Origin of the sequence: Pseudomonas sp. NFACC08-1 (genome assembly GCF_900106735.1) — a bacterium.
Classification (GTDB): Bacteria; Pseudomonadota; Gammaproteobacteria; order Pseudomonadales; family Pseudomonadaceae; genus Aquipseudomonas; species Aquipseudomonas fluorescens_Q.
On the sequence record NZ_FNNL01000001.1, the window covers coordinates 39,357 to 52,637 of the forward strand.

At 58.4% G+C, this 13,281-nt stretch carries 14 protein-coding genes and 1 pseudogene; 11 read left to right on the plus strand and 4 right to left on the minus strand.

Going from position 1 to position 13,281, the window contains the following annotated elements; genetic code table 11:
- Window positions 1-10 precede the first annotated feature (10 nt).
- From BLU76_RS00185 to BLU76_RS00205, 5 genes are all read left to right on the plus strand, one after another.
- Window positions 11-1,090 (plus strand): COX15/CtaA family protein, encoded by a 1,080-nt coding sequence (locus BLU76_RS00185; RefSeq protein WP_092220977.1) that lies wholly within the window; start codon window positions 11-13, stop codon window positions 1,088-1,090.
- The gene (gene cyoE, locus BLU76_RS00190) at window positions 1,078-1,977 is read left to right on the plus strand and encodes a heme o synthase (protein WP_092220980.1); all 900 of its coding nucleotides are present in this window, start codon (window positions 1,078-1,080) and stop codon (window positions 1,975-1,977) included. Before BLU76_RS00185 ends, cyoE begins: the two co-directional genes overlap by 13 nt.
- Window positions 1,974-2,609 carry an SCO family protein gene (locus tag BLU76_RS00195; protein WP_092220983.1) on the plus strand — a complete coding sequence of 212 codons (636 nt, stop codon included), beginning with the start codon at window positions 1,974-1,976 and terminating at the stop codon, window positions 2,607-2,609. The genes cyoE and BLU76_RS00195 overlap by 4 nt, the downstream gene beginning before the upstream one ends.
- Before the next feature lie 624 nt (window positions 2,610-3,233).
- Window positions 3,234-3,596 (plus strand): DUF6124 family protein, encoded by a 363-nt coding sequence (locus BLU76_RS00200; protein WP_092220986.1) that lies wholly within the window; start codon window positions 3,234-3,236, stop codon window positions 3,594-3,596.
- Between the two features lie 214 nt (window positions 3,597-3,810).
- The gene (locus BLU76_RS00205; RefSeq protein ID WP_256572622.1) at window positions 3,811-4,326 is read left to right on the plus strand and encodes a GNAT family N-acetyltransferase; all 516 of its coding nucleotides are present in this window, start codon (window positions 3,811-3,813) and stop codon (window positions 4,324-4,326) included.
- Between the two features lie 314 nt (window positions 4,327-4,640).
- Here BLU76_RS00205 and BLU76_RS00210 read toward each other — a convergent pair whose 3' ends face one another.
- Window positions 4,641-5,267: a hydrolase gene (locus BLU76_RS00210; protein WP_092220990.1), complete on the minus strand. Its 627-nt coding sequence runs from the start codon at window positions 5,265-5,267 to the stop codon at window positions 4,641-4,643.
- Window positions 5,268-5,492: 225 nt separating this feature from the next.
- Between BLU76_RS00210 and BLU76_RS00215 the strand changes: the two genes are divergently transcribed.
- Together BLU76_RS00215 and BLU76_RS00220 are read left to right on the plus strand one after the other, a co-directional pair.
- The gene (locus BLU76_RS00215) at window positions 5,493-6,392 is read left to right on the plus strand and encodes a LysR family transcriptional regulator (RefSeq protein ID WP_092220993.1); all 900 of its coding nucleotides are present in this window, start codon (window positions 5,493-5,495) and stop codon (window positions 6,390-6,392) included.
- Window positions 6,379-6,669 (plus strand): annotated as a pseudogene (locus BLU76_RS00220) (DUF1963 domain-containing protein); the annotation flags it as partial. The gene BLU76_RS00215 and the pseudogene BLU76_RS00220, both read left to right, overlap by 14 nt.
- Before the next feature lie 355 nt (window positions 6,670-7,024).
- On the opposite strand, the gene BLU76_RS00225 reads toward BLU76_RS00220, so the two are convergent.
- Window positions 7,025-7,864: an SDR family oxidoreductase gene (locus tag BLU76_RS00225; protein WP_092220996.1), complete on the minus strand. Its 840-nt coding sequence runs from the start codon at window positions 7,862-7,864 to the stop codon at window positions 7,025-7,027.
- Window positions 7,865-7,950: 86 nt separating this feature from the next.
- Here BLU76_RS00225 and BLU76_RS00230 point away from each other — a divergent pair, with 86 nt between their 5' ends.
- The 3 genes from BLU76_RS00230 to BLU76_RS00240 all read left to right on the plus strand — a co-directional run bounded on the left by BLU76_RS00230 (window position 7,951) and on the right by BLU76_RS00240 (window position 10,335).
- Window positions 7,951-8,361 carry a winged helix-turn-helix transcriptional regulator gene (locus tag BLU76_RS00230; RefSeq protein ID WP_256572158.1) on the plus strand — a complete coding sequence of 137 codons (411 nt, stop codon included), beginning with the start codon at window positions 7,951-7,953 and terminating at the stop codon, window positions 8,359-8,361.
- Window positions 8,362-8,720: 359 nt separating this feature from the next.
- The gene (locus BLU76_RS00235) at window positions 8,721-9,869 is read left to right on the plus strand and encodes a helix-turn-helix domain-containing protein (RefSeq protein WP_092148807.1); all 1,149 of its coding nucleotides are present in this window, start codon (window positions 8,721-8,723) and stop codon (window positions 9,867-9,869) included.
- Window positions 9,856-10,335 (plus strand): DUF4411 family protein, encoded by a 480-nt coding sequence (locus BLU76_RS00240; RefSeq protein ID WP_092220999.1) that lies wholly within the window; start codon window positions 9,856-9,858, stop codon window positions 10,333-10,335. The genes BLU76_RS00235 and BLU76_RS00240 overlap by 14 nt, the downstream gene beginning before the upstream one ends.
- A 214-nt stretch (window positions 10,336-10,549) precedes the next feature.
- Here the strand turns inward: BLU76_RS00240 and BLU76_RS00245 are convergent, their stop codons facing one another.
- Complete coding sequence (locus tag BLU76_RS00245; RefSeq protein ID WP_092221574.1) at window positions 10,550-11,350, minus strand: alpha/beta fold hydrolase; 801 nt, start codon at window positions 11,348-11,350, stop codon at window positions 10,550-10,552.
- A gap of 148 nt (window positions 11,351-11,498) precedes the next feature.
- Window positions 11,499-12,146: a ferric reductase-like transmembrane domain-containing protein gene (locus tag BLU76_RS00250; protein WP_092221002.1), complete on the minus strand. Its 648-nt coding sequence runs from the start codon at window positions 12,144-12,146 to the stop codon at window positions 11,499-11,501.
- Between the two features lie 424 nt (window positions 12,147-12,570).
- Between BLU76_RS00250 and BLU76_RS00255 the strand changes: the two genes are divergently transcribed.
- The gene (locus BLU76_RS00255; protein ID WP_092221005.1) at window positions 12,571-13,266 is read left to right on the plus strand and encodes a DUF1963 domain-containing protein; all 696 of its coding nucleotides are present in this window, start codon (window positions 12,571-12,573) and stop codon (window positions 13,264-13,266) included.
- The last annotated feature ends 15 nt before the right edge of the window (window positions 13,267-13,281 follow it).

Sequence of the window (13,281 nt, forward strand, 5' to 3'; positions counted from 1 at the left end):
GGGCATCGACATGGCCAAACCTGGATTTCGCCTCGCGCTGTTTGCCACGCTGCTGGCATTGATCGTCGTCCTGCTGGGCGCCTACACCCGGCTGACCCACGCCGGCCTCGGTTGCCCCGACTGGCCCGGTTGCTACGGGTTCATCAGCGTGCCCAAGAGCGAAGCCCAACTGGCCCATGCCGAGTTGCACTTTCCCGACACCCCGGTGGAAGCCCACAAGGGTTGGAACGAGATGGTCCATCGCTACTTCGCCGGGGGCCTGGGCTTGATGATCGTAGCGTTGGCGGCACGGTCCTGGATGAACCGCCACCGTCCGGGCCAGCCATTGAAGTTGCCACTGTTCCTGCTGGCCGTGGTCTTTGCGCAAGCGGCGTTCGGCATGTGGACCGTGACCCTGAAACTCTGGCCACAAGTGGTCACCGGGCATTTGCTGGGCGGCTTCGCGACGTTGAGCCTGCTGTTTCTGCTGACCTTGAGATTGTCCGGCGTGCTGCCGGCGCTGACCGTGCCCAAACGCCTGCAACACTGGGCCACCGCCGGGCTGCTGCTGGTGATCGGCCAGATCGCCCTCGGCGGCTGGGTCAGCTCCAACTACGCCGCCGTGGCCTGCATCGATTTCCCCACCTGCCACGGCCAATGGCTGCCACCGGCCGATTTTGCCAACGGCTTTCACCTGACCCAGCACATCGGCCCGAACTACCTGGGCGGGCAACTGGACAGCGACGCCCGCACCGCCATCCACCTGACCCACCGCATCGGCGCCTTGCTGGTGACCGTGGTGCTGCTGGGGCTGGCCTGGCAATTGAAAACCGTCGGCATGACCCGCCTGGCCGGGCTGGTGCTGACGGCACTGGCGGCGCAAATCACCCTGGGCATCAGCAACGTGCTGTTCCACCTGCCGCTGCCGGTGGCCGTGGCCCACAACGCCGGGGGCGCCGCGCTGCTGCTGACCCTGGTGCTGGTCAATTATCACGCCCGCACCAGCCTGCTCCGGGTCAAGCATCAAATCCCGCTGCGCTGGCGGTTCAACCCGCATAAACACAGCGCCAGCCCCATAACTATAAAAGGAGAGATGCCATGGCAACCTTGACCGGTGAACGCCACAGCCAAGCGATCTGGCGCGATTACCTGGAGCTGACCAAGCCCAAAGTGGTGGTGCTGATGCTGATCACCTCACTGGTGGGCATGTTCCTCGCCACCCGCGCCGGCGTACCGTGGACGGTGCTGGTATTCGGCAACCTGGGCATCGCCCTGTGTGCCGGCGGCGCGGCGGCGGTCAACCATGTAGTGGACCGGCGCATCGACGCGGTGATGGCCCGCACCCATAAACGCCCCTTGGCCGAAGGGCGGATTTCCCCAGCCGCCGCCCTGACCTTCGCCCTGGCCCTGGCCGTGATCGGCCAGGCCTTGCTGCTGGCCTTCACCAACCCGCTGACCGCCTGGCTGACCCTCGCCTCACTGCTCGGTTATGCGGTGGTCTACACCGGCTTCCTCAAGCGCGCCACGCCACAGAACATCGTCATTGGCGGCCTCGCCGGCGCAGCGCCACCGCTGCTGGGCTGGGTGGCGGCCACCGGGCATGTCAGTGCCGAACCGCTGCTGCTGGTGCTGATCATCTTCGCCTGGACCCCACCGCACTTCTGGGCCCTGGCGATCCACCGCAAAGAGGAATACGCCAAGGCCGACATCCCGATGTTGCCGGTGACCCACGGCGAGCACTACACCAAGGTCCATATCCTGCTGTACACCCTGGTGCTGCTGGCGGTGAGCCTGATGCCGTTCGTGATCCACATGAGCGGCATGCTCTACCTGATTTGCGCGCTGGTGCTCGGCGCCCGGTTCCTGCAATGGGCCGTGGTGTTGTACCGTGGCAGTCGGCCGCACGCGGCGATCAATACGTTCAAGTACTCTATTTATTACTTGTTCCTGCTGTTCATCGCCCTGCTTGTAGATCATTACTTACTGTTGAGCCTATGACTCGAACCCAGAAAACCGTCTTCATCCTCGTGGCCGTGATCGCACTGATCCTCGGCCTGACCATCAACAAGGTGCTGTCGGGCAAAGGCCAGGGCGACCCGACCGCGCTGATCGACGCCGGCATCATCCTGCTGCCCCAGAGCCGCAACCTGCCGGACGTGAAAATGACCGACCAGGACGGCCAGCCCGTGGCGATGGACGAGCTTAAGGGCAAATGGAGCCTGCTGTTCTTCGGTTACACCTTCTGCCCGGACATCTGCCCCACCACCCTCGCCCAACTGCGCCAGATCAAAAGCGAGTTGCCGAAAGAGGCTGTGGATAAGTTGCAGATCGTACTGGTGAGCGTCGACCCGAACCGCGACACGCCCAAGCAGCTGAAGCAGTACCTGGGGTACTTCGATCCGCAGTTCATAGGGTTGACGGCTTCGTCGGTTGAAGACCTGCAGAAACTGGCGAATGCGGTGAGTATTCCGTTTATTCCGGCGGATACCAGTAAGCCTAACTATACGGTTGATCACAGTGGCAACCTGGCGGTGATCGGGCCGGACGGCACCCAGCGCGGGTTTATTCGTGCGCCGTTGAATAATCAGAAACTGGTGGCGCAGTTGCCGGAGATGCTGAAGCGCAAATAACCTCCGAGGGGCACACCGTTCAGTTAAGCCGTGCCGATTCCTTGTGGCGAGGGAGCTTGCTCCCGCTCGGCTGCGCAGCAGTCGCAAAATCGGGCGACGCGGTTTGCCTGAAGAAATGCAGGGGGCCTGCTGCGCAGGCCAGCGGGAGCAAGCTCCCTCGCCACAGGGGTTTGTGTCGAACCAAATATCCAGCCAACGCCGCCCCCTGTGGGAGCGAGCTTGCTCGCGATGAAAACGACGCGGTTCCAGAACAGAAAACCCCACCCGAATCGCTAAAAAACCTCCCTCCTACAACCCCCACCTACACCCCGCCACCAACCCACGCATCCTTGCGCCTTTGCCTACAACTACGCCAGAATCCGCCCGCTTGTGCGCCTTGTTCCGGGGCTCTATCGTTTCCTTGCCACTGCCCATCAGTGGTCGGGTTTAGTAGCCCGGTTAAGGATACGGTCGCATGAGTCTCATCAGTCGGGCATTGCCCGCACTCGATGGTGGCTGTGCGCATGGCGCCTTCGGGCGCGCCGGGTTTTCCGTTGTCCTACCGGTCTACTAACTTGCGCACAGCTGCCTCCCTTTCGTTTAGTAGCGAGACGGTAGCGGCCTACTAACAAAGGAAACGTGAAAATGTTCAAAGCAACTCCAAATCCCCCAGATGCAGACCCCACCCCGCAATCCGCAAAATCCAAAGCCAAGCAGCAAGACGAAACCACCAAACGCGTGCTTGATCACTACTTGCTACCGAAATCGGAAAAATCTCAAGACGACCCCAAACCGGGTCAGCTATTCACCGTCGTGAAAGGCCTCGATAACGAATGCTTGCTCGCTAATCTCAGTGAGACGCTGGCTTCAGCTGATGCGATGGTGAGTGATCTGGCGTTCGACCTGAAAGGCTCGCGGCGTCATTTGGCGCTGGGGATTCAGCAGTTGATTGAGCTGAGCTCGTTGTTGGCGAATCAGGTGTTGGATAATGTGGAGCCGGGGCGGTAGGTAGACGGTTCCCAACGGACAAACCCGGCGTTGTGCGTCGGGTTTTGGTGCGTTCATCCATAGACGTGGACGAGTTATCTGTAAAAAAGAACTCCTCCAACAGCTCCTCACTTCCCACACAGCCCTTTTAGCGAAAGGCTTGAAAACGCCAGAAGGAGTCATTCGCACGTGGCTATGGAACTTGGGGTAGTTTATTTCTGATTTAGCAGTGGGTATGACAGACTTCGATTTTTTTGGACACCTTTCGAGAGACAATGTGGCGATTCGACGGTTCAGAATCGGAGATGAGATTGCGTTGTTCCACGTCTTTTACTCTGCCATTCACGATATTGCGTCAAGAGATTACACCCACGATCAAATCGAAGCCTGGGCTCCTGCTGATCTTGATCCGAAGCTCTGGGCGAATCATCTTCGAGATCTCCGTCCGTTCGTAGCTGAGATCGACGGCGAAATAGTAGGCTACGCCGACATTCAACCGAACGGTTACATCGACCATTTTTTTGTGTCGGGTAATCATCCCCGGCGGGGAATAGGTTCTTTATTAATGAATCGTATTCATGAAGAAGCCAGATTGCTTGGAATCAGCGAACTTACTTCTCATGTCAGCAAAACGGCTGAACCATTCTTTGTATTGCACGGTTTTTATGTCGTAGAGCGAGGATTTCCGATCCGTCGGGGCGTAACGCTTCAGAATGCGTTGATGCAGAAAAGCCTGAAATGCGGCATATGAATATTCGGTAGAGGGGCAAGTGGCCGCTTTTAGTCAGCAAATCGTCCCCTTTTCACCCTTTTCACATGGAGGCTCGCTAACGAAACGTGGGAAAACCCAGCGGGGTTGGCGCTGTATCGCGGCCAGAAGCAACTATGGCGCTTAGACACTCAAAGCAGCAATACGCCACAAGGTATCTCGGAGACCAAGCCTAGCATTCAAAGCTTGGGGCACTCGCCAACGTTCTCCCTGTAGATCAAGAATTAAAAATGAGACCTGTGTCCACAGGTCTCACCGTCGTCACCTCATCGGCCACAGATGTTCTTGGTTAACACCTACAAGGCCTTTTCGGCGTTGAAACCATCAGCGTTTTCAAACACGCCCATAAAGCCTGCGACGGTCGATTCACGCGCCCAATCGCGCTGGAGTTCGCAATACATCTGCACGCGACTGATCAGTTTCGCCCCCGCTTGCTCGATTCGCCGTAACGCGGCCTCGTGCGCGGCAACGGATGTACCGCCGACTGCATCAACCGGCACGTAGACTTCATAACCTTCCTGTATGGCATCGAGTACCGGAAAGGTCAGGCACGCTTCAGTCCAGAGCGCGGTCATGATGAGTTTGCGGCGGCCAGTGGCTTTGACCGCCAGTTTGAACTCGACGTCTTCCCAACTGTTGATTGATGTCCGATCGTAAGTAGGCAAATGCCCCAGTACGTTCTGCAGCTGCTGAATGGGCGGCTTGTTGCGACCGGTAGCGACGTTGACCGTCGAATGGATAATCGGAAGGTTGTAGTTGATGGCCGCCTTGGCCACGCTCGTGATGTTGAACACCAATTCGTCACGCGGCATCGAACGGATCGAGGACACTTGGATGGGCTGGTAGTCGATGATGATCAGCGCCGAGTTTTCAGGCGACAAGAGGTGGTCGGTCAGAGGGTTGCGGATTGCCTCGCTTGTCATTTGCTGCTCCTGCTTCTAGTTGTCATTTGCGAAGGGACGGTTCAAGTGCTCGCTTGATGGATGGGCGAGCGGTTGAGGTCTCCACTGCGTTGAAGATGATTCACTTTCCGGACGACCTGCCATCAAGAGACAGCGTCACCAGGAAGCAGGATTGTGCTGTTGCGTCACTTGACCCAGTAGTAGCATCTCGAGGCTTTCTGTGTTGCAGAATGAGGAACGCTGATTTTGGATATCGAAGCGCTGCAAACCTTTGTAGAAGTCGCTGATGCCGGGGGTATTTCGCCTGCGGCCCTCCGGCTAGGCGTATCCAAATCGATCGTCAGTCGCAGGCTGGTGCGGCTGGAGGCGGAACTGGGTATCCAGTTGCTGGCGCGGACGACTCGCGGGGCCGCCCTCACTGAGGCTGGAACCACTTTTCGCGAACATGCGGCCAGGGTCTGCGCCGAGATCGACATAGCAAAGGAAACGATGCTGCCCTCCGGTCCCCTTCGCGGTCGGTTGCGCATTGCCGCCCCGCTTTCTTTTGGGCCGACTCACTTTGCGCCGATGCTGGCGGAAATGGCCCGCCGTCATCCCTTGCTTCATATTCAGACCAGCTACAGCGATCGCTTCGTCGATCTGATCGCCGAAGGTTTTGACTGTGCGATACGCGTTGGCTACCTGCCGGACTCAAACCTTATTGCAAGGGGTATCGGCCCGATTTATACGAAGCTCGTCGCCAGCCCCGGTTATATCAGAGCCCATGGCGCACCTGAATCGCCCGAGGAGCTGTCCGCACACGAGGCGCTCATGCAGGGCACCGAATCCTGGCAGTTCATGGATGGCGACAAGGTGGTTACGGTTCGTCCGCAGGGGCGCTTCAAGGCTGATAACGGCATCGCTCTGGTCGCTGCCGCTGTCGCAGGGTTGGGGGTTGCCTATCTGCCGGATTGCCTGACCTATGAAAGCGTGAGGTCGGAGGCGCTGGTGCCCATCATGACCCGGTACCCACCGCCTCCGGCAGGTGCTTATGTTGTCCGCCCACCGGGGCTCCATCCGGCTCGCAAGATCCACGCACTCACAGAACTGTTGATTGAGTCGTTCGGGCAGTCTCCGCACTTTGCAAAGCCGGCAAGCGGTGCCTGAGGACTTTCCACTGTGGGATGGCGGTGGTGTCCCGGAGGACCTTGAGCAAGCAATCCTCACACTGGAACGCGCGGGCGAGATACAGAGCTATTACGACTTGGTCACCCACACCTACGAACACAAGATCAGCGGTTACCCGTCGTTTTGCCAGTCGGGTGTTGATCCGGGTGAAGGGTTCGAGTTTGTGTTCCAGATCTCATCGGATGCGAAGATCAATCTGAATGTGGTCGACAGTGGGAGCCTGATGTTCTGGAAGCACAACGAAACTGCGGAGTGAGCGCTTTATTACGACTTTTACTAGGAATAGGGGAACAGATTTATTTTCAGAAAATAAATCCCCTTTTTGTCATCGCTGATCCTCATAGGAAGATGTATGGCAACCGAACTGCATACCGGGACGCACGCCGGCTATAGCACTCTTGACTGGAACGATGGATACGACGTTAACCTGGGCGACCTCATTCGCCAGCTTCCTCAGCTCGTACAGAACGTACTTACGTTCTATTCAACCTAAGGGCTGAGGCGATGTCTTGCACAGATCTGCAGGAATAAGGGGATAGCGCCGTCAGCACTGCGTGCCGGTCGATGTCGACCGGCATACGTGTCCATTGTCCTGGCCTTGGTTCGGCTACTTAACCCAAAGACTCCCCAACCGACACAGTCCCCCGCCCAATCAACCGCCCCAACACCCCACTCTCATCAAACAACGCCCCTTTCGCCGCCGCCGCATCAGAATCCGCCAGCAACGCCGCCAACCCCGCTGGCAACCCCACACTGATCAATACCGCCTCAAACTCAGCCTGCGGCAGGTTCTGATAAACCACCGGCTTACCGGTTTTCTCACTGATCAACGCAGCCAGCTCAGTCAAGGTGTAGCTGCTATCCCCCGCCAGTTCATAGACTTCGCCCGCCTGCCCTTCAGTAGTTAGCACCACCGCCGCGGCTTGGGCGTAGTCGGCACGGGGGGCGGAGCTGATTCGGCCCTCCCCGGCGCTGCCGAGCAGGACGCCATGTTCCACGGCGCTCGGTACGTTCGCCAGGTAGTTTTCGCTGTACCAGCCGTTGCGCAGTAATACGTGGGGCACGCCCGAGGCTTTCAAGGCTACTTCGGTATCGCGATGTTCAGCGGCCAAGCCCAGGATGGAGGTGTCGGCGTGCAGGACGCTGGTGTAGGCCAGGAGCGTGACACCCGCAGCCTTGGCGGCATCGATCACGGCGCGGTGTTGGGCCGCGCGGTTGCCTAGTTCATTGGAGGAGATCAACAGCAGTTTATCGACGCCTTTGAGCGCGGCAGTCAATGTGGCCGGTTGGTTGTAGTCGGCGCTGCGTACCACCACACCCTGTGCGGCCAGGTCCTGGACTTTACCGGGGTCTCTGACCAGGGCGACGATTTGCTCGGCTGGCACGCGTTCAAGCAGGGACTGGATAACGAGACGGCCCAGTTGGCCGGAGGCTCCGGTGATGGCGATCATGACAAATACCTTGATGGGAAAAGGAGGTGAAGTCATCCTAGGGCCCTAAGTAACTTTTTGTAAGTACGTACATAAAGGTAAGTATCGTGGACATCACCACCGAAATCTCCGAGCCGTTTAGCGCCGCTGTTCGACGCGGCGATGTACTGAGCGCCGATTGCCCTTCTCGGGAGATCCTCAAGCACATGACCAGTCGCTGGGGCGTGCTGGTGCTGGTCATTTTGCTGGGCGGGATGCACCGCTTCAGCGAGCTGCGCCGCAAGATCGGCGGGGTCAGCGAGAAGATGCTTTCGCAGACGTTGCAGGAGCTTGAGGCGGATGGGTTGGTCAACCGCAAATCGCTGCCGGTGGTGCCGCCGCATGTGGAGTACCGCTTGACGCCGTTGGGTCGGGAGGCGGCTGAGCATCTTGAGGTGATGGTGAATTGGATTGAGGAGAAGATCCCGCAGATTATGGCGGTGCGGCGGGGTCGGTTGGGGGGTGAGGCGCAGGAGTAATTGGGGCTGCTCGGCGACAAGAGACAGGTCTATATTCAAGGGGGCTCCCCCTTCAAATAACATTCGCGTGGATGCTTGCTCCTGCTTCTCCACCTTCTGAAAGTCAAGCCAGGGCCTGACCACCGCATCTCCAAGCCACATATCCTTGCGCCTTTGCCTACAACCGCACCAGAATCCGCCGGCTTTTCAGCCTTGCCCTCGGGCTCTATCGTTTCCTTAACACTGGCCGAGCCGGCATCGATGACACTCAGGCATGCTAGCTCCCCTCGGGAAAGTCATAGGCCCGGCCGCATCAAACTTTCGGCAGCTAGCTTTGGTGGCTCATGTTCACCGGTACACACCGCCTATATACTCAAATCATGGAACGTATCCAATCAATCAATCTCGCGCGGATAGACTGGTGTTGTACCGATCACGGTATGACGCGGGACGAGCTCGCCCGTGAGATCGGTATAGCACCTGCCAGCTTTGAAAAAGTGATGGCCGGCGAGACAGGGCTGACCTTCAACCAGCTGCGTAAGCTGGCGGCCGTTTTCGGGCGAGGTACCTTGTTTTTCATGGAGCCAGGGCCGGTCAACGAGGCAAAGGTGCACTCGCCGCAGTTCCGCACCTTGAGCAATCAGAAACCGGAACTTTCGCACCGCCTGAAGCTGCTGGTTGAGCGAGTGGAGCGTCAGCGCGCAGTGTTCCTTGCACTGCGTGAGGAGCTTGAACCGACGGAGGTCGTGCGCTTCTCGCCGCCCGACCTCGCAGGCCTGAGCATCCCCGATGCGGCCAGCCGTGTGCGTGAATGGCTGGGGCTGGCGAACCGTAACAATTTCGACAGTTATCGTAAGGCCATCGAAGCGCGCGGCCTGTTGGTCTTCCGCAGCAATGGCTACAACGGTAAATGGCAGATTGCGAAGGAAAGCCCGATCCTCGGTTTTTCACTCTACGACCCTGAATGCCCGGTAATCGTCATCAAGAAGCAGGATGCAGATACCCGCCAAAGCTTCACGTTGATGCATGAGTTAGGGCACCTACTTATTCATCGGGCAAGCTCAATTGACGATGAAGAGGATTTGTATTCGGCGGACGATGAAGAGCAAGAGGCGAATGCCTTTGCCGGCCATCTGTTGGTCCCCGATCAGTTTCTATTAAGCATTCATGACAATGAGCGCCCTGTTGAGGCGGCCGAATTTGATGGCTGGCTGGAACCACAACGCAGGGCGTGGGGTGTGAGCGGCGAGATGATCCTACGGCGTCTGATGGATGCCGGACGTTTGCCAAGCGAAGCCTATGCCGCATACCGACGGTGGAACAAGCAACGAGTGATGCCTGAAAAAGAGGGTGGCAGCCGAGAGCACCGCAATCGCGAACCCCGGCACATTTTTGGCGATGGTTACGTGCGTACAGTGCTGGAAGCCATGAACGCTCGTCGTATCACTCTCGCCAAGGCAAGCAGCTATCTCGACAACCTTAAGATCTCGGACCTGCACAAGCTGGAACGCTTCTATGCAGGTGTTTGATGCCTCATCCATGCTCTACGCATGGGATAACTACCCTATCGCGCAGTTTCCGGGTCTTTGGGCATGGATGACGGATCGAGTGGCGCAAGGTGTGATTCGGATGTCCGAGGTTGCCGCCGAAGAAGTTGGACACAAAGCACCGGAGTGCGTGACCTGGCTGAAAGAGGCAGGTCTGCAAACGATGCCCGTGACCGAGGCGATCCTATTGGAAGCCTTTCGTATCAAAGGATTGCTTGAGATCGAAGAAGACAAATACGGTGCTGGGGTTGATGAAAACGATCTATATATCATTGCCACCGCGAAGCTACATGGCTGCGAGTTGGTCACGGATGAGGCGTTTCAGCCTTCTGCGAACAAGCACAAACGCAATTGGAGGATTCCTGCTGTTTGCAATATGGAAAGTGTGCAGACCCCCTGGATCAACTTCCTCGACTACATCAAGCGATCCCAAGCGGTTTTTGGGTGATGACTTCAAGTCATTTGAGTAAAAAATCGGGCAGATTTAGCGTTCTGTCTGTTGCCAGAGATGTCGACTGATACGGCCCCATCGCGAGCAAGCTCGCTCCCACAGGAGATGGTGCATGGGCGTTAATAGAGTGGCGCTTTTTGGGGGGCTTCGCATAAAAAACCCGGCGTCCTGCGCCGGGCTCTGGATCAGTAGACCCGTGTTAGTGTGATCATCATTTGGAACTGACCTGCGCCGCTTCAACGATCAGCTCTGCCACTTTATCCGGGTTGGACGTCATCACCACGTGGGACGCGCCCTGGACAGTGACGGTCTTCTTCGAACCTGCACGGTCGGCCATGAACTTCAGGGCAGCCTCGGGAATGTTCTTGTCCGCCGAGCCGTAGATGAACCAGGACGGCGTTTTTTTCCAGGCCGGTTCGCCAGACGCTTCCTTCAAGGCCGCCTCGCTGATGGGCCGTTGAGTGGCAGCCATCAATGCGGACTCGGTCGCCGGCACGTCGGCGGCAAACTGTTGGCCGAACTTGTCCTGCTGGATGTAGAGGTCCTTATTGCCGTCGTCCAACTGCACCGGCGCGGCCAGGGTCGGCCCAAGGGTGCCGCCAGGGTAGCGCCCGGACAGTTCGATGGCGGTTTCGCCTTTGTCCGGCGCGAACGCCGCGACGTAGACCAGCGCCTTGACCCGGGGGTTGTCGTGCACCGCGTTGGTGATCACGGCTCCGCCGTAGGAGTGCCCCACCAGGATCACCGGGCCGGCGGTGTGCTCGACGATGTCGGCGACATAGTCGGCGTCCTGCTTCACGCCGCGCAGCGGGTTAGCCGCTGCCACCACCGGGTAACCCTGGTTCAGCAACCGGGTGGCCACGCCATTCCAACTGGACGATTCGGCGAAGGCGCCATGCACTAGCACGACGGTGGGCTTGGCGGCGTCGGGTTGCGCTGCGGCGCTATGGAGTGATGTCAGGGCCAGTGCAGCGGTGAGGGTGACGGCCAAGAGCGATTTGATAGTGCGCATGATCATTCCTTTTCTTTGATGGGTATGCCGTGCCCATGTGCCGTCCTGGCCGACACATGAGCGGGTGCGATGGGCTTACTTGCTCAGGAAGTGGTTGAGGCGGTCCTTGTGGGTGTCGGTATGCCGTGCGGCGCGCCTGGATAGACGATCAAGTGGCGACCGCTGCCCGGCGCATCGACGCTTGCCTGGCTTGGCTGCGTTTGTTGGCCATGGCCAGCTTGCCGACCAGTCGGATCGCCACGGCGGCGCAGATGAGGCCGAAAGGCAGCACGTACCAGTCGCTCATCGGGATACGTTTGAAGTTGGAGAGGGCAAATACAGCGGCGATGACCCACATGCCGGTGACATGCAATGCCTTCCAAGCCTTGGGGCCCAGCAGTCGGGCGGGCCCTTTGAATGACGTGAGGGCCATCAGCAGGATGAAGGCGTAGGCGGTCCCGCCCGGGATGTTGTTGGCAACGGTGCGGGCCGGCCAGAACTCGATGTTGAGCTGCCCATAGGCGTAGATCAGCACGGCATGCACCAGGTGGGAGAAGGCAAAGGCGAGGCCGATGAAGCGTCTCTCGCGGACCAATGCCTTGGCGAACGGTGAAGGCACCAGCACGGCAAAGGCCGACGCGGTGAACGCGATCAGAAACAGGGCGAAGGAGGAGCGGGCGGTGGCGCGGATGGCGCTGCGCAGGCCCTCGACAAGGTCGGGTTGTACCGCGACAGCCGCGATGCTCATCGCCACCACCAGGACGGCGATCAGGCTGAACAGCTGCCAGCCCTGAGGGCGGTAGGGTTGGGTATTCATCGCAAGATCTCCTGTAATAAGGGCTCGCCATTCGGGGATCCGATGGAGAGTCGATGGGGAGAATTCTTGCAAGGGGATGTATACCGGCTATGTTCGAGAACCGGCGTTTATGCGTCGTTTTGAGTCTGCGAAGGCGCTGGATACAGTGGCTTACACATGCAGGCCATGAATCCGAACGGTAGCGGCTGCACTTGGCGTGCAACCAGCGCGAAAAATGGGGACAGCTTTATTTTCAGTCAGTAAATTCCTCCCCTTTTTCCATCCTTGCGCCTTGGCCTACAACTAAACCCGAATCCGCCGGCTTGTCCGCCTTGCCTTCGAATTATATCGTCTGCTTATCAACGGCCGAGCCGGTATCGATGACACTCGGATACTGAAAGTCTGCGGCCCTTACATCTGTAGCAAAAGGAAGATCTACATCGCCATGGACATTCAGGAAATCAAGCAACGTCTGGCCCGCCCCGCCGTGAAACTTGTTGCCGGCGGTTTTCGTCCTGCCGGGACCGATGAAGAGAGCTGGCTGGGCAACGTCTTCCTGTTCCGGCCTGATGAAGATGTACCCACCAACCAGGCGGGGCAACCGTTGCTCCCCTATGCGCAGTTTTACCTGCCTGCCCTACCCGTCCATAGCCCGCTGCTGGCGGGAGTTCGTGTATTGACGGTGTTCATTTCAAACCCGCTCCCCGAGCACTTTGAGCCGATGGGGAATAATTGGGTCATCCGCGAATATGGGCCGGATGACGTGTTGGTGCGCAAGTCTTTGCCGGTGGCAGGGACATTCCTCAAACCCTTCCCGCTGACAGCGCAAGCGGTGCCGGAGGACTTTCCACTGTGGGATGGCGGTGGTGTCCCGGAGGACCTTGAGCAAGCAATCCTCACGCTGGAACGCGCGGGCAAGATACAGAGCTATTACGACTTGGTTACCCACACCTACGAACACAAGTTCGGCGGTTACCCTTCGTTTTGCCAGTCGGGTGTTGATCCGGGTGAAGGCTTCGAGTTTGTGTTCCAGATCTCATCGGACGCGAAGATCAATCTGAATGTGGTCGACAGTGGGAGCCTGATGTTCTGGAAGCACAACGAAACTGGGGAGTGGGCGCTTTATTACGATTTTTACTAAAAAATAGGGGGACGG